Below are 15,140 nucleotides of genomic sequence, written 5' to 3' on the forward strand. Positions count from 1 at the left end.
CGCAAAAAACCGCCTAATGTGTAACTTAATATTACTTTATGTATTGATATATCATTAGCGCATCAGCTAGATAGTGACATAGATCACTATCAAGTCAATCTTGCCACTTACCGCCTTCGCGTTTGCATAGATTTTAATCTTCCCGGACAACAGGCCAAAATTGATGGCCACCCCACTCCGTCCAAGAGCCGTCATACACCGCAAGCGGATAAGCAAAATAGTGCTCAGCCACCGCGGCTAAGATACAAGCCGTCACGCCTGATCCACAGCTTGCTACGTTCAAACGTGTATCACTGAGGTGAGGTAAAACGATGTTACGTGCGATGTCTGAACTGATCACAAAACCGCGCGGATCCGTCAATTCGCTAAAAGGTAGGTTAATAGCGCCGGGCATATGACCACTTCGTATACCTTCTCGAGGCTCTGGCACCTGTGCATAAAATCGTGTTTCAGGACGGACATCAATCACATTGATTGCGGCCAGCTTTTCGGCCAGCGTGTCGCCATCAATGTAACGATACGCTTTAAAATCGGCGTGGTAAGTTGCCTCGACACGCGGCTGAGGCGGTGTATTATCTATCAGCCCCTCTGATGCCATCCAAGCAGGTAGTCCGCCATCAAGAATAAATACATCCCGATGGCCCATCACTTTACACATCCACCACACGCGAGCGGCAGAGAATAAGCCTTGCGTGTCATAGACCACTAACGTGTCTTGCGAGGCAATACCTAGCGTTCCCATATGTCGCGCAAAACTCGTTTCATCCGGTAACATATGAGGTAAAGAGGAAGATTGATCTTTGACTGTATTATCGAAATCAAAGTAAACGGCACCCGGAATACGCCGTTGGCGCCACTCTTGGAAGCTATCTCGGGATACATCTGGCATAAACCAGCTAGCATCGACAGGAACGACGGTATCGAGGCGCTGAGCGAGCCATTCAGGGGTTACAAACACTGACATCTTGACGGTTCCTTTTCATCGTTGATTGGCGGATGACAACACTTTCACAAGATATTGACTTATCTTATCTAGTATCAGCCTAATTTTTTACTCATACTGAAAGCCTCGCATTAAAGATGCAACTCAATGAGGATATGAATGACACCATCTCGCGTGATCTCAGGCGCTATTTTATTGTTTCCCACACTACTGCTGGCACCCACAGCGGCTTTTAGCGCGGGGGTCGGTGTAACAATTGAAAACGACAGTCCGTTAGGCGTTGATAATCAATACACCAGTGGTGTTTATGCGCACTGGCATGCGGATTGGTCCGATGATGTCACCACCACCGCTGTCACGCCCATTCGTTGGTTTGCTCAACAGCTACCGCTTAACGAACAAGCACGCCAAAGCTGGAGCATCGATGTTGGACAAATGATGTGGACGCCCAACGATATTGAATGGGAAACGCCCCATCCCAATGAACGTCCCTATGCCGGTTTGATTTTTATCGAGCCTGGCATTTATCAGCAGACATCAGAGCGGGTCGATAAGTGGTCATTTATGCTCGGAATGGTTGGCCCCGCATCGCAAACTGAAGAAGGACAATCTTACGTTCATGACCTCATCGACTCGCCCGACCCAAAAGGATGGGACTACCAAGTGGAAAACACGCCAGTGGCGCAGTTTGCTTATGAACGCCACCAGCTCCTGCACCGTAGCGAGAACCAAGAATGGGGAGTGACTGGACGTGCCGATATCGGTAACTTCCGCAGCGAACTCTCTACAGGATTGAGTTATCGTATTGGTCTTGATCTGGCTAATACCTTTGGCGGCATTAGCTTCGAGCCAGGCCGCCATTTAGACAGCCGTTTGTTCGACGCAAGCGAACAGGGCGCATTCTTTTATGCCGCGATGCAAGGCCGATATCGAGCCAATGACATCACCATCAATGGCGATAAACCGCCAGAGAATGCCGACATCGATATGACCCACTGGCAAGCAAGTGCCGCTACCGGGCTAGCATTTTACCAGCCTCACTGGGGCACAGATATCAGTGTTGTTGTACACACGAAAGACTATAAGCAAGCTACCGATGACACCTATAGCTACGTATCTTGGACCGTGCATTATCGGTATTAACATCCATACTCTCGTTTCGCTTTCCGTCGCCACTATCGAGGTGTGGCGGCAACGGCTTGTTTAGGCGACTGACTCTTTCGTTTATCCGTGAGTTTCATCAACACCAATGACGCTAAAATCATCGCAATACCTAACCACTGTAACGGCTGTAACGTTTCATTGATCCACAGTACACCAAGGGTTACCGCCGTAAGCGGATTAAGAAACATAATGATAGATTGACGATTTGGGCCAAGTACAGTGATCGAGCGAATATAGGCCCAGTAACCGACAGCAGTATTGAGTAAAATAACCCAAGCAAGTCCTGGTACGGCCTCCATGGTTATCGCCTTTGGCGGTCCCGCAAAGAGCCAAGCAAAAGGAATAAGCATGATGCCACCAAGGACTAACTGCCAAGCGGTTAATCCAAAAATGTCTTTCGCTTCCCATCGCTTCATCCATAGTGTCGACTGAGCAACAAAAAATGTGGCAAGTAACATGGCACCGGCCCCTATCCAATCGATATTGGAAGATGGATTCAATAATAATACCACGCCGAAAAGCCCTAAAATCGCCAGCCCAAGTAGTTTAGGCTGAGGCCGTTTCCCTTCTGTTAACCACTGAAGCAGCATCAGTACCAAAGGTAAGGTCGCGCCTAAAGTCCCAGCGATAGCGCCGGGTAGCCGATAAGCGGCAATAAAAAGCAGTAAAAAGAAAGCCGCGATATTAAAAAAGCTTACAGCAAGCATTCTCGGCAAACTTAAAGGTAAACCACGTCGACTGATCATCAGCATTAACAGGCCCGCTGGTAATGCTCGCCATACTGCCATCCAATAAGGGGAAAGATCCCCCAGGAACAGAGCAACCGCTGAATAAGTACTGCCCCAAAAAATCGGGGCAAGAATAGCGATAAAATAATGCATAACCTTTCTCTATGTATCTTCACGTAAAGATACAGTAGCTGTTATGTTAGTTGACATCAAGTATCTTAATAGTAAGAAAAATGTATTAGCGCTCAAAAAGACAACGCCATAGCGAGAAGGTGCTATGCTTATTTGCGTGATAAAACAGGGGGATAAAACAATGATCAATACTGAGAATGCGGTCGTTTTGTTGATTGATGTACAAGGCAAACTGGCACAAAAGGTAACAGGCAGCGAAGCACTACACCAAAAGGTGGCCCAACTAATGCGTGCCTGTCAGTACTTTGATGTGCCCGTGGTGTGGGTCGAGCAACTGCCCGATAAGCTCGGCGCGACCACTGAGAGTTTGGCTGAGTTAATCCCAACGGATACGCCCATTGCCAAGCAGACATTTAGTGCTTACGCAAACCCCGATGTTAAAAAACGACTCGATGATCTTAACCGTAAACAAGTCATCCTATGTGGCATCGAAACCCATATTTGTGTTTATCAAACAGCCTGCGATCTACTCAGAGCCCACTATCACGTTCACCTAGTCACGGATGCAACCTCATCCTGTGACGCGTCTCATTACCACACCGGAATTGCAATGATGCAGCAAAATGGCGCCTGGATCACTTTGGTCGAAGCCTTGTTGTTTGAGTGGCAACAAGCAGCCGGCGGTTCAGACTTTCGATCTTTTTTAACGTTAATAAAGTAGAAAGAAAATAGATCTCTAAGTAAWGGGCGTGAAGATCTAGGGGTTGAATACGTATACTCCTAAAATATCCAGTATTTATGAGATATAGATCGCACAGTAGGCGCTAACATTTTCATTAGTGGTCTAATATTATTCATGACGAATGTATAAAAGAGAAAGGAAGCACTATGTACAAACGACTACTCTCTGCAGCCCTATTAACGCTGTCTGCAGTCCCGGCCAGTGCCGATGATCATGGGTGTGGCAACGTCACGATTGCCGATATGAACTGGAATTCAGCGAGCCTGATTGCCAACATTGATCAGTTTATTTTAGAGCATGGCTACGGCTGTGATGCTGAACTCGTACCTGGTGATACCATGCCAACCGGCACATCCATGATAGAAAAAGGCGAGCCCGATATTGCACCGGAGTTTTGGAGTAACTCCATGCGTGAAGGCCTTCAGCGAGGTATTGACGAAGGACGTATACGCTATGCAGGACAAGCCTTTGTTGAAGGCGGCGAAGAGGGATTTTGGGTCCCTAAATACATGGTCGATCAGCACCCCGAACTTAAAACCATTTCGGGCGTTAAAGCCAATGCCGATCTTTTCCCTCATCCCGAAGATCCGTCAAAAGCAGCCTTTTACGGATGTCCCGCGGGATGGAGCTGCCAAATTACCTCGGAAAATAATTTTAAAGCATTGGATCTCGCCGACAGTGGCTTTGAAATTGTCGACCCTGGCTCCGGTGCTGGCTTAGCCGGCTCCATTGCCAAAGCTTATGAACGCGAAGAAGCTTGGTTTGGTTACTACTGGGCACCGACGGCCGTGTTAGGCAAATATGAAATGGTTAAAGTCGATTTCGAAACGGGTACGGATGTCGAGCACTATAAGTCATGTATTACATCTGACGAGTGCATAACGTCGAAAGCAACAATGTATCCAGCCGCTGATGTTGAGACTGTCGTGACAGAACGCTTTGCTAAACGAGCTCCCGAGGCCATGGCCTATATAGAAAATCGTGGTTTTACCAACGACCAGATGAATGGATTACTGGCATGGATGGAAGATAACCAGGCTGACGGTGAATATGCGATGATCAATTTTTTAATTAATCATGAAGACATTTGGACCCAGTGGGTGCCAAATGATGTGGCGAGCAAAGTAAAAGACGCGTTGTAACTCAATAACCCGCACAGTATTGCCACTGTGCGGGATTTCTTTTAGCAGTATAGGAATAATAACAATGGCGACTTCATGGCTAACGGATGTGCCAGAAATGAGCAGGCGCGATCTGCTCACCATCCGACAAACACTGGATGGTGCCTATCGGAATTTTTCTCGCGAATATGGCGAAGGTATCGAAGCCTTTTTTGACCCCCTCCTCCACTTTCTTGTTTGGTTCGAAGATTTACTCCTTGCCACACCTTGGTGGCTGGTGATTGCCGTACTTGCCGGTATCGCGTATCTCGCCAGTCGCTCTTGGAAGCTCCCTGCGGCTGTGGTTGTTTCTTTCACTCTAATTGCTTACTTAGGGATGTGGGAAGATACCATGAGCACCATGAGTATCATTTTGGTCTGTACGCTTGTCGCGATAGGTGTCGGTGTACCTATCGGGATTGCGATGGCGAAGTCCAATCGGACCCAAGCGGTGGTTACGCCACTCCTTGATATCATGCAGACCATGCCCGCTTTCGTCTATTTAATTCCTGTCGTGATGTTACTGGGCATTGGTAAAATTCCGGGGGTCATTGCCGTCGTGATTTACGCCATTCCACCGGTCATCCGCTTAACGAACCTTGGGATTAGGCTGGTCGATAAAGATGTGCTTGAAGCAGCGACTGCGTATGGCGCCAATGGCGTTCAGCGCCTTTTTCAGATTCAGCTACCACTGGCAATGCCCACCATTATGGCCGGCATTAATCAAACGATTATGATGGCACTCGCCATGGTCGTGATCGCCTCGATGATCGGTGTTTCTGGCTTGGGTCAACCCGTTCTTAAATCGATCACTAACCAATATTTCACCTTGGGCCTGCTCAATGGCCTCGCGATCGTCGTGATTGCTATTATTTTCGATCGCGTCTCGCAAAGCTATGCCAAGCGATCACAGCAGCACTTAAAGGGAGGTGATCATGACTGATTCTGAGCAGAACACCTTGATCGAAATTCACGGTCTTTACAAAGTGTTTGGCAACCATCCGCGTAAGCTCATGCCCGATGTTAAAGCAGGTAAAAGCAAAGACGCATTGCTACAAGAAACAGGACATACTATCGGACTTAGTGACATCAATCTGTCTATTCGGCGCGGTGAAGTGTTCGTCATCATGGGCTTATCTGGCTCAGGAAAATCAACACTGATTCGCCATTTCAATCGTTTGATCGATCCGACAGAAGGTGAAATTCGCATTGATGGCACGGATATAATGCAGTACTCACAAAAAGAGTTGCAGCAATTTCGTCGTCATAAAATGTCGATGGTTTTCCAGCGATTCGGCTTGCTTCCTCACCGTACTGTCAAAGAAAACGTCGGTTTTGGTCTTCGCATTCAAGGAGAAGCCAAAGCACTGCGAGATGAAAAGGCTCAACAGTGGCTCTCTACGGTTGGCTTAGAGGGCTATGCTGACCAATACCCTGCCCAGTTATCCGGTGGGCAACAGCAACGCGTCGGTTTAGCACGGGCCTTGTGTACGGATGCGGAGATCCTATTGATGGACGAAGCGTTTTCTGCACTGGATCCGCTCATTCGCAGTGAGATGCAAGACCAACTCATTGAGCTACAAGAAAAGCTGCATAAAACGATTATCTTTATTACCCATGATCTCGACGAAGCGTTACGTCTTGGTGATCGTATTGCCATTTTACGGGACGGTAAGCTGGTACAAGTGGGTGAGCCGGTTGATATTCTACTTCAACCAGCAGACGACTATGTCGAAGCATTTGTTAAAGACGTCAACCGTGCTCGAGCCCTAACCGTTGAAACCGTGATGCAGCCGCAAATCTGTCGTATCAGTGCGACCACAATTGGTGATGCCATTCAGCAGATGCGCCATCAAAAAGTTAATTATGGCTACTACATTACCGAGGAGGGTTACCAAGGTACCTTGAGCCAAAAAGCACTGAGTGACAAAGATCCAAGTGGCCATATCGAGGCTAGCTTACTTGAGGATGTTCCCGCGATTGATCAAGATTCTTTGCTCGAGAGTGTGATTCCAGATACCTTGGAGTCGAAATGGCCACTGCCCGTCTTCGACGATCATGGGGAGCTTATCGGGCATCTCTCACGACAGACTGTTGCCAACATTCTCAGCGAAACAGGAAAAAGCGCGACCGAAACGTTATCCACAAACCCACCCCAAAAAGCGAGCTAATTATATCAATGCGCCCTACCTATTGGGGCGCATTATTTTCACTCCAATGAAAAGGTATCTCTTCTCATCACCACAATAGTGAGACAAGTGTCATTTTGTTGAAACACTTTCTCCCTAACCTGCTGCGCATATCAGGACTCGCAGTTGGTAGGAAGTTATATGAGTGTACGTCAGCGGTTATTGATCGCCTTTACCCTCTTCATCGCGTCGACCTTAGGATTAGGTAGTCTCGCGCTTTGGATATCATCTCGCTCAGCGGATGCTTCAGCCGAATATGTGAATCAACAACTCCCCGAAGTCTGGGCATTACTCGCGCTTGAGCGTGATCACCGAGACTTAGTGAATCTGTCACAAAAGATCAAAGCCCAAGTGTTGTTTTGGAATGAAATTACGCCTGAGTTTGAAAAGCTCCATAAACGCTATCAGCAAAGCTGGCAGGCGTTGTCCCAGTATCCTTCTCTCTCAAACTGGCGTTCTGAACAAAAAGATAAAAAAAAGAAGTTTGATCAATACCTTAATAAGCTCGCTAAAACGGTCGAAAGTAAAAGTTTTTATGACGCAGGCCGCCTTGTGGATTTCGATCTCTACCCAGCCGTTGATCCTATGCTATCAGTGATTAGCGAAAAACTAATAGAGCGTCAGGATAATGCTAAGGCATCTGCTTCAGGATTGATCCTCTTCTTGCATCAGCAGTCCAACTTTGTGTATGCCGGTAGCGGTGCCACTTTGATCCTTGCACTTATTTTAATGACCTGGCTTCGCAAAACCGTCATTGTACGCTTGGACGATATCGCGACCTCGCTGACGGATATTGATAATCGCTCCGATCTTTCAATACGTCTGTCTGACAAGTATCACGACGAAGTCAGTGCCGTCGCTCGCGCATCAAATAACTTGCTCGATAAGTTCAGTCACTTTGTTACCGATATACAATCGCGAACATCAGCGCTTGATCAACAGTCAGATACCTTAGACCAACAAAGCACGCAAGTGGCGACGATTAATCAGCAAACACGGCAAAACGTTAACGATGTCGCGCAATCGCTTACCGTTATGGAAAGCGCAACCACGGAAATCGCGAGTGCTATTCATGATACCCGCGAGTATATCGGCAAAGTATCCCAAGACAACGATGAGATTCAGACCCAAATGCGTGCTACTGAAGCCTCAATAACGCACAGCGTCAAAGTGGTTGAAAATGTATCAAATACCATGGCAACGCTAAAACAAACGAGCAACCAAATTGCCGGTGTTATGGATGTGATTGAAGGTATAGCAGAGCAAACTAACCTTCTCGCGCTCAACGCTGCCATAGAAGCGGCACGTGCAGGGGAGCATGGCCGTGGATTTGCGGTTGTCGCGGATGAAGTGAGAAATCTATCTCAGCGCACAGCACAATCGACAGGAGATATTCGAGAATGGATTAATGACTTACTTGGTCAAGTCGATACCGCCAGTCATCTATTATCAGAAACACAATCGGCCAGTGCAGATAACCAGCAAGCAAGCATCCGACTACAAAGTTATCTTGGTGAAATGCACACTACTTTCCAAGGGCTGGAGCAACTCAGCGCTGAAGTTGAAGCAGCCCTCGATTCTCAACACAAAGAAATTGCACACCTTACTGAGCAACGTCGCGCTCTCAAACATGGCAGTCAGTCACTGACCGATGCTATCGATACAACCAGTGATGTAAGCGGTCAGCTTAGCCATCAATCGAGCGCATTAACCCAGCTGACCGATCAGTTTCAGACGTGACGACGAAATAGCGAATCGTGATCACCTAGCGCCCTGTTGTCCGGAAGCTAGGTGTTTCGAAAATAGATATGATTACGTCTTATTCACTCGTTCAAAACCAGCGGCAAGATCAGCGATTAAATCCTCCACCTGTTCGAGACCAATATGCAGTCTAACGAGTGTCCCACTGAAACTCACTTTAGCCACGGGCCGGATCCGATTAAGCTGTTCGGGTTGATTGGCAAGTAACAAAGACTCGTAACCTCCCCATGAATAAGCCATGCTAAAATACTTCATAGAGTCGCAGAATGCTTCTAATTGCGTATCGGACAAACGTTCCTTAAAAACGAATGAGAACAGTCCGTTACTGCCACTAAAATCACGGGCAAAATAGCGATGCCCCGGACAATCAGTGAATGCGGGATGAAGCACTTTCGCCACTTCAGCCTGCTCATTCAGCCAGTTGGCAACATGTAACGCATTTTCTTGATGTTGCGCTAGCCGTACATCGAGCGTTCTCAGTCCTCGCGCCGCCTGGTAGGCAGTGTCAGGATCAACGGTTTGTCCCATCAAGTAGGCACGCTCTCTCAGCGTTGGCCAACAGCGCGCATTGGCAACGGCGGTGCCTAGCATATTATCTGAATGACCAATAATGTACTTGGTGCCAGACTGAATAGAAATATCGACACCCTGTGTTAACGGCTGGTATAAGCGACCTGCCGCCCACGTATTATCCATCATGATCACAGCATCTGGGGCGCGATTGCGAACCGCTCGCACAATGGCTGGCGTATCGTGCACTTCCATGGTGTACGACCCGGGTGACTCTAAGAACACGATACGTGTATTCGGCTTGATACGATGACTAATCTCGTCACCTTCAAGTGGGTCAAAATACTCGGTCTCGATCTGCATGTCGGCCAGTATTTTCTCACAAAAGTCCTGAGTAGGCTCATACGCCGAACCCGATACCAGTATGTGATCGCCCGTTTTAACAAATGCGAGAATACTGTTAGCAATCGCCGCCGCGCCACACGGAAATAACGCACAACCTGTTCCCTGCTCAAGCTCTGTCATTGCGTCTTGCAGCGAAAAGTGAGTGGTCGTACCTCGTCGGCCATAAAACAGCGTTTGTTGGTGACGATTTGCAACCGCGTGTTTCTTTTCTGCTAATGAATCAAAAATGATTGAAGAAGCGCGCTGTACGACTGGATTAACCCCGCCTAAGGTGTAGCCTTTTTGGCGTCCAGCATGGATTAGCTGCGTACGATTTTGTTTCTTTTCCATGGCTCACTCATCCTATGTTGCCCATATCTCTAGCCTAAGCGTTTCGCCGTAAGCAGTAAAGACATTTAGACGTCCATATTGTAATTTTCTACCTATCGATTCAATGATATGTCATCGCGCTAAACGCTAAGTCATCGCGGTTAGCGAAGCGTGTTTAGGTTGATGACTATCCACTCCGCATTTTGGTTCGAACACTAAACAGATCACATTTTTATCTATTTGACTGGAAACACAATGTAAGTGTATATACATTGTATATCTAAGCGATAGGCTAAAAAACATGGCAAAAAAAGAAAAAGTCAAAAAAGACAGTCAATTACTGATACGAATCAATAGTGAGCAACGTGATGCGTTTCTGCAAACATGTGACGAGCTTGATACCTCAGCGGCTCGAGAAGTCAGACGGTTTATCAAACAATTTTTAAAAGACCACGAAACAAAAAAAGAATCATAACACCCAGTTTACGGTGCAACTTGCCGGCACCCGACCACAGCATTGAAGCTGTATTGCAGTGGCAAACGCTTCGGCAATCTATACTTAAGGAGAGAAAATCATGGCGAAAGTATCAAAGAAAGATCTGAAAAAATCGATCAAGAAAACCAAAGCGAAAGTTGCGAAACAAGAAGGCAAGCTGAAAAAATTGAAAAAGCAACTAAAGCAAGCCTAAGCCACGTTTAGTTAAGCAATAAGCATAAAAAAGCTCGGGGGTTTCCCGAGCTTTTTGTTTGTTATGGTCACGCTTTATTGGCGCTACACTTACGTTTCAGCGCGTCCGATTTTAATCCTCAATTTTCTGCTTCACCCTCAGTTGATGATAAAACGGGCTCAACAGTAAACCGGCCCACATCCACACCGATCACTTTCACTTGCTCACCAGGCTGCAGGACAATATCCCCTGCGTTAGCACTAAGTTGCAATTGCCATGTCACTCCAGAGTACTTGGCCGACGACAGTTGTTCGCGACTTAATGGTGAAGTCAGGACGAAGGTCAGTCCAATAAAGTCGCTATGACGATTGTCCGGACTACGTTCTTTATGCTGTAACCGTTTAAGCGGTCGCCACAGCGCTAAGGTAAGTAATCCTGCGCCGATGCCAGTACCACTAAACAATGCGGTCACGGTTTCGGGCAAGACCCCGATCATGGCCAGTAACCCAACTAAAACCGCAGCACAACCGGTAGCTAATAAGACAATTGTTGACAAACCGAGCAGCCAAACTTCAGCGGCTAACAACAGTAAACCAATGATAATAGTTAACTCTGCAAGATAGTGACTCACGTATTTACCCTAACTACTTTTTGTTTTGTTAAGCGATTCAATGATGGTCATCGCTTCTGCAACCACGTTCGCAGCTCCCGTACCCGAATCAGGCAACAAGACGACCGATGACTCTTTGGCAATTGCTTGTTTCGCGCGAATTGCTTTCTCTGCTAAATCAAGCTGAATCGCTTTTTGACCTTCTTCGGTGATAGCTCGTGTCCCGACAATTTCAAGCGCTTCGGCTTGAGCTTGAGCGACGGCTAGAATGGCTTGCGCTTCACCCTCCGCATTCAGAATTTGTTCCGCTTTTTCCGCTTCTGCCGCTAAAACCCGTGACTGCTTCTGACCCTCTGCCACGTTAATATCTGATTGACGAGCCCCTTCAGACTCAAGGATCACGGCACGTTTCTCACGTTCGGCCTTCATCTGACGCTCCATTGCTTCGAGCACCGACCGTGGAGGATCAATATCTTTTATCTCGTAACGAAGCACTTGTACACCCCAAGGCTGAGCCGCTTCGTTGATGGCCGAGACAATGGCAATGTTCAAGCTTTCACGTTCTTCAAACGTTTTATCCAGCTCCATTTTACCTACTTCACTACGCATGGTGGTTTGCGCAAGTTGCGTGACGGAATAGACATAATCATTCACGCCATAGCAGGCTTTAAAGGGATCAAGCACTTTGATATAAAGTACACCGTCCACACCCAACGAAATGTTGTCACGCGTAATCGCAGACTGACTAGGCACATCATACGCTTGTTCTTTCAAAGTCCGTGTATACGCCACACGGTCGATAAAGGGAACAATGACGTTGAGCCCCGCTTCCATCGTTTTATAGTACTTACCAAACCTTTCAACCACATAGGCAGTATTTTGTGGCACAAACGTAATGGCACTGCGCAATACGACAATCACTAAGATCGCCAGTACTATCCACACGCCAATAAAACTCGATATTTCAAAAAAAACGTTATCCATTAAGGGATCCTATGACTGTCGCTAACACGACGCTGATAGAGGGTGACAATGACTCAGACATGACGACAACGCTTGCATGCCTGAAGTTTAAGCATACGCCAATGTCAGTGTAGAAAGACAGATAACGATGGTAAATTTGACACTCGTCTCACTCAGATCGCTTTTTCCCCTCTTTTTATCTCGATTGAACGACATGACTCTCTGAGCGTGATCCCACTTTTGTAAAAGCCTGTCGCAACGATGGCCATATCATTGGAAAAAGGATTTTACCTTATCTTTTTTTGGGTGTACTCTTAGACCTGTTCAACCGTGTTGGTTGGCGGTGCTCATTACCGTTGACACCTTGACATACAGTGTCAAAAAATGAGCAAACTAACGCGCAAACAACGCGTAGTCCTGTTGAAGCTGTTTTTGAGCTTTAATAATCGGAAATTTATGCAGCAATTGAATATAGATACATCGAAACACCCCACCGTTAGGCTGGAAAGTTAGTTGTCCTGAAGATATTCGCTACATTTGCCCATAGAGTCGATTAACGGCACTCGCGTCACTGCAACACCTAGTTAATATATTCAGGAGACACCATGTCCAAAGCTAATGGTTCCGTTAAGTGGTTTAACGAAGAAAAAGGTTTCGGTTTTATCCAGCAAGAGAACGGTCCAGACGTATTCGTTCACTTCCGTGCTATCGTTGGTGAAGGCTTCCGCACACTAGCAGAAGGCCAGCAGGTTGAGTTCGATATCGAGCAAGGTCAAAAAGGCCCACAGGCTGCGAACGTCGTTCGCCTGTAAGCCAAACCAAATTTAAGAAGAAAGGCGCTCATCAGAGCGCCTTTTTTTATACCTGTCATTTAAAGTTATGACACTAAGCCACATTGATATCGCATTCAGCCCCTATGCGAGTAGACGCTCTTGTTGCTATCCACTAGGCTGTGAGTACATCATATTGTCAGGAGGACGTATGCTATCTCCGTGCTTGATTGTCGACGATCATGAGATGATCCGAGACACGATTGGATTAATGGCACAGGCACTCGGTATTAAATCAGTGATCACCGCAGCAGACGGCGCCGAGGCGATATCTCGCGCCTATCATGACGAGCCGAGCCTTATCATTACCGATTTACAAATGGATCCTATCGATGGTTTAGAAATGTTGCGTCTCATGCGAAGTGGCCGCTATCATCTACGCCACGACACACCCATCATTATTCTGACCGCAAACGCTTCTAAAGCCGTGATCAGCGAGTGTATCCGCTTTGATGTTGACGCGTTCATGATAAAACCTGTTAAAAAGCAAGACCTTGAAAATCGTGTCAAGCAACTGTCCAAACATACCAAGGCGAAAAAACCCCCACAGTTCTATTTCGAGATGTACCAGTCTGACCCGGCCAAATCGACAGAGTTCGAGCACAATGGTGCGGTTGTGTTTACGGAAGAAGAACAACAGCAAATCGAATGCATCACCGAACCTGTAGAAGAGACGCCGATAGCGCCCGATACACTAGGAGATGTAAAGGCATCACCGCAACCCTCTAGTGAGCCCAAAGATCGTAAATTTATACGTTGGCAAGAGAAGTACACAGTCGGTCATCAAGAATTGGATAACAGCAATAAGCAATTGTTGGCTATTATCAACGATACCTACGAGGCCATTGCTTACCATCACGATGATGATGACAAAGCTGACTTCGATGCCTTAGCTCAACGTTTCCGTGACTATATTGCTGCGCACTTTCTGCTAGAAGAAGACATTCTTGAAGCACGCGCCTACCCCAAATACAAAGAGCATGCAGCCATCCATCAACGCCTAGCGCGACAGGCTCAATATGTACTGCTTCAGTGCCAGGCCGATCCCACGCTTTATCGCTCCGAGTTTTTTAAATTTCTACGCTATTGGTGGATTCATCACGTGGTTCACGAAGACACGAAATATCGCGACTTCCTGGTACAAGGTCTTTAATACTTTCATCCCGACTCACAGCCTTGCTCAGCGCTGTGAGTCTGCCCTACTTCCGCAACTTACCATCCACTAGACAGCCAAAGCAGTCTGTTTAGCAAACCATCGTATCGATTGGGAACCTGCCCACACCTTTAGGCCAGTAAATGTTACGCCTCGAAACACTTACTTTAATAAAAAATTTAACAATATAAATATTATTATAAATCAACATCTTAATTATTATTGACAGGCCAAACACAAAAAATCGGGGTTGATAAACCAAATCAATCGCCTATTATATAAAACGAATTCGTTAGAGCACAAAACATTATGTGGCGATCAAAAACGACAGATACGGCAGTGCTGGATTCTGAAGTACTCGACCGTAAACAGACAAAATCTAACACGCAGTTCGTGTTTCGTAAGCCTGCCATCAGCGATGGTGGCAACATTTATCGACTAATCACGCAATGCCCGCCGCTGGACGTGAACTCCGCTTACTGTAATTTTTTACAGGCGACGCATTTTAAAGAAACGTGTGTTGTTGCAGAGCGAGAAGGCGATGTGCAGGGCTTCATCTCCGGTTATATCCGCCCTGAGCAGCCAGATACCTTTTTCGTCTGGCAAGTTGCGGTGTCGCCAAAAGCACGTGGTGAGGGGCTTGCCCTATCGATGATTGAGGCGCTACTGGCTCGCAAAGTCGCGCAAAACGTTCACTTCATCGAAACCACAATCACAGAAGACAACGCCGGTTCTTGGGCGCTGTTTAAAAAGGTAGACCGCCTCTATGGCTCTGGTGGTCAACGCTCGGTGTTCCTTGATGAACAAGAGCATTTCAACGGTGAGCACGACACCGAATACCTTTTCCGAATTCCACTCAAAAAATAACAGGAT

At 46.9% G+C, this 15,140-nt stretch carries 15 protein-coding genes; 10 read left to right on the plus strand and 5 right to left on the minus strand.

Features of this window, described 5'->3' with window-relative positions:
• Nucleotides 1–133 precede the first annotated feature (133 nt).
• The gene (locus BZG75_RS08325) at nt 134–964 is read right to left on the minus strand and encodes a sulfurtransferase (protein WP_077576699.1); all 831 of its coding nucleotides are present in this window, start codon (nt 962–964) and stop codon (nt 134–136) included.
• Between the two features lie 138 nt (nt 965–1,102).
• Between BZG75_RS08325 and BZG75_RS08330 the strand changes: the two genes are divergently transcribed.
• The gene (locus BZG75_RS08330; RefSeq protein WP_077576700.1) at nt 1,103–2,086 is read left to right on the plus strand and encodes a lipid A deacylase LpxR family protein; all 984 of its coding nucleotides are present in this window, start codon (nt 1,103–1,105) and stop codon (nt 2,084–2,086) included.
• 32 nt (nt 2,087–2,118) lie between these two features.
• Here the strand turns inward: BZG75_RS08330 and BZG75_RS08335 are convergent, their stop codons facing one another.
• Nucleotides 2,119–2,988: a DMT family transporter gene (locus BZG75_RS08335; RefSeq protein ID WP_025744900.1), complete on the minus strand. Its 870-nt coding sequence runs from the start codon at nt 2,986–2,988 to the stop codon at nt 2,119–2,121.
• Nucleotides 2,989–3,148: 160 nt separating this feature from the next.
• Here BZG75_RS08335 and BZG75_RS08340 point away from each other — a divergent pair, with 160 nt between their 5' ends.
• From BZG75_RS08340 to BZG75_RS08360, 5 genes are all read left to right on the plus strand, one after another.
• Entirely contained in the window at nt 3,149–3,688 is a 540-nt protein-coding gene (locus BZG75_RS08340) for an isochorismatase family protein (RefSeq protein ID WP_077576728.1), read from the plus strand.
• A 167-nt stretch (nt 3,689–3,855) separates the two neighbouring features.
• Nucleotides 3,856–4,851: an ABC transporter substrate-binding protein gene (locus tag BZG75_RS08345; protein WP_025744836.1), complete on the plus strand. Its 996-nt coding sequence runs from the start codon at nt 3,856–3,858 to the stop codon at nt 4,849–4,851.
• 64 nt (nt 4,852–4,915) lie between these two features.
• The gene (locus tag BZG75_RS08350) at nt 4,916–5,812 is read left to right on the plus strand and encodes an ABC transporter permease (protein WP_025744837.1); all 897 of its coding nucleotides are present in this window, start codon (nt 4,916–4,918) and stop codon (nt 5,810–5,812) included.
• A complete protein-coding gene (locus tag BZG75_RS08355) occupies nt 5,805–7,040 on the plus strand; it encodes a quaternary amine ABC transporter ATP-binding protein (RefSeq protein WP_077576701.1) in 1,236 nt (411 codons plus the stop codon). Before BZG75_RS08350 ends, BZG75_RS08355 begins: the two co-directional genes overlap by 8 nt.
• Before the next feature lie 159 nt (nt 7,041–7,199).
• On the plus strand, nt 7,200–8,798 hold the full coding sequence (locus BZG75_RS08360; RefSeq protein WP_077576702.1) for a methyl-accepting chemotaxis protein: 1,599 nt from the start codon (nt 7,200–7,202) through the stop codon (nt 8,796–8,798).
• Nucleotides 8,799–8,870: 72 nt separating this feature from the next.
• Here the strand turns inward: BZG75_RS08360 and metC are convergent, their stop codons facing one another.
• A complete protein-coding gene (gene metC, locus BZG75_RS08365; RefSeq protein ID WP_077576703.1) occupies nt 8,871–10,064 on the minus strand; it encodes a cystathionine beta-lyase in 1,194 nt (397 codons plus the stop codon).
• A 280-nt stretch (nt 10,065–10,344) separates the two neighbouring features.
• Here metC and BZG75_RS15415 point away from each other — a divergent pair, with 280 nt between their 5' ends.
• Nucleotides 10,345–10,518 carry a hypothetical protein gene (locus tag BZG75_RS15415; RefSeq protein WP_164837586.1) on the plus strand — a complete coding sequence of 58 codons (174 nt, stop codon included), beginning with the start codon at nt 10,345–10,347 and terminating at the stop codon, nt 10,516–10,518.
• A gap of 332 nt (nt 10,519–10,850) precedes the next feature.
• Here the strand turns inward: BZG75_RS15415 and BZG75_RS08370 are convergent, their stop codons facing one another.
• The gene (locus tag BZG75_RS08370) at nt 10,851–11,342 is read right to left on the minus strand and encodes an NfeD family protein (RefSeq protein WP_077461414.1); all 492 of its coding nucleotides are present in this window, start codon (nt 11,340–11,342) and stop codon (nt 10,851–10,853) included.
• 9 nt (nt 11,343–11,351) lie between these two features.
• Nucleotides 11,352–12,305, minus strand: a complete 954-nt coding sequence (locus BZG75_RS08375) for a slipin family protein (RefSeq protein WP_021024036.1) — start codon at nt 12,303–12,305, stop codon at nt 11,352–11,354.
• Nucleotides 12,306–12,889: 584 nt separating this feature from the next.
• Here BZG75_RS08375 and cspE point away from each other — a divergent pair.
• The 3 genes from cspE (at nt 12,890) to ectA (ending at nt 15,134) form a co-directional block, all read left to right on the plus strand.
• Nucleotides 12,890–13,096, plus strand: coding sequence for a transcription antiterminator/RNA stability regulator CspE (cspE, locus tag BZG75_RS08380; RefSeq protein WP_025744354.1), 207 nt, complete (start codon nt 12,890–12,892; stop codon nt 13,094–13,096).
• A gap of 169 nt (nt 13,097–13,265) precedes the next feature.
• Nucleotides 13,266–14,267 (plus strand): response regulator, encoded by a 1,002-nt coding sequence (locus tag BZG75_RS08385; protein WP_077576704.1) that lies wholly within the window; start codon nt 13,266–13,268, stop codon nt 14,265–14,267.
• Nucleotides 14,268–14,576: 309 nt separating this feature from the next.
• Complete coding sequence (ectA, locus tag BZG75_RS08390) at nt 14,577–15,134, plus strand: diaminobutyrate acetyltransferase (RefSeq protein WP_077461416.1); 558 nt, start codon at nt 14,577–14,579, stop codon at nt 15,132–15,134.
• The last annotated feature ends 6 nt before the right edge of the window (nt 15,135–15,140 follow it).

The organism is Salinivibrio sp. AR640 (assembly GCF_001995405.1).
Taxonomy (GTDB): domain Bacteria; phylum Pseudomonadota; class Gammaproteobacteria; order Enterobacterales; family Vibrionaceae; genus Salinivibrio; species Salinivibrio costicola.

Bases quoted from the DNA above. Each gene is read 5' to 3' on its own strand.
- ectA (WP_077461416.1), top strand. From the start codon at position 14,577: ATGTGGCGATCAAAAACGACAGATACGGCAGTGCTGGATTCTGAAGTA.
- metC (WP_077576703.1), bottom strand. From the start codon at position 10,064: ATGGAAAAGAAACAAAATCGTACGCAGCTAATCCATGCTGGACGCCAA.
- BZG75_RS08325 (WP_077576699.1), bottom strand. From the start codon at position 964: ATGTCAGTGTTTGTAACCCCTGAATGGCTCGCTCAGCGCCTCGATACC.
- BZG75_RS08350 (WP_025744837.1), top strand. From the start codon at position 4,916: ATGGCGACTTCATGGCTAACGGATGTGCCAGAAATGAGCAGGCGCGAT.
- BZG75_RS08385 (WP_077576704.1), top strand. From the start codon at position 13,266: ATGCTATCTCCGTGCTTGATTGTCGACGATCATGAGATGATCCGAGAC.
- BZG75_RS08345 (WP_025744836.1), top strand. From the start codon at position 3,856: ATGTACAAACGACTACTCTCTGCAGCCCTATTAACGCTGTCTGCAGTC.
- BZG75_RS15415 (WP_164837586.1), top strand. From the start codon at position 10,345: ATGGCAAAAAAAGAAAAAGTCAAAAAAGACAGTCAATTACTGATACGA.
- cspE (WP_025744354.1), top strand. From the start codon at position 12,890: ATGTCCAAAGCTAATGGTTCCGTTAAGTGGTTTAACGAAGAAAAAGGT.
- BZG75_RS08335 (WP_025744900.1), bottom strand. From the start codon at position 2,988: ATGCATTATTTTATCGCTATTCTTGCCCCGATTTTTTGGGGCAGTACT.
- BZG75_RS08375 (WP_021024036.1), bottom strand. From the start codon at position 12,305: ATGGATAACGTTTTTTTTGAAATATCGAGTTTTATTGGCGTGTGGATA.
- BZG75_RS08360 (WP_077576702.1), top strand. From the start codon at position 7,200: ATGAGTGTACGTCAGCGGTTATTGATCGCCTTTACCCTCTTCATCGCG.
- BZG75_RS08330 (WP_077576700.1), top strand. From the start codon at position 1,103: ATGACACCATCTCGCGTGATCTCAGGCGCTATTTTATTGTTTCCCACA.
- BZG75_RS08340 (WP_077576728.1), top strand. From the start codon at position 3,149: ATGATCAATACTGAGAATGCGGTCGTTTTGTTGATTGATGTACAAGGC.
- BZG75_RS08355 (WP_077576701.1), top strand. From the start codon at position 5,805: ATGACTGATTCTGAGCAGAACACCTTGATCGAAATTCACGGTCTTTAC.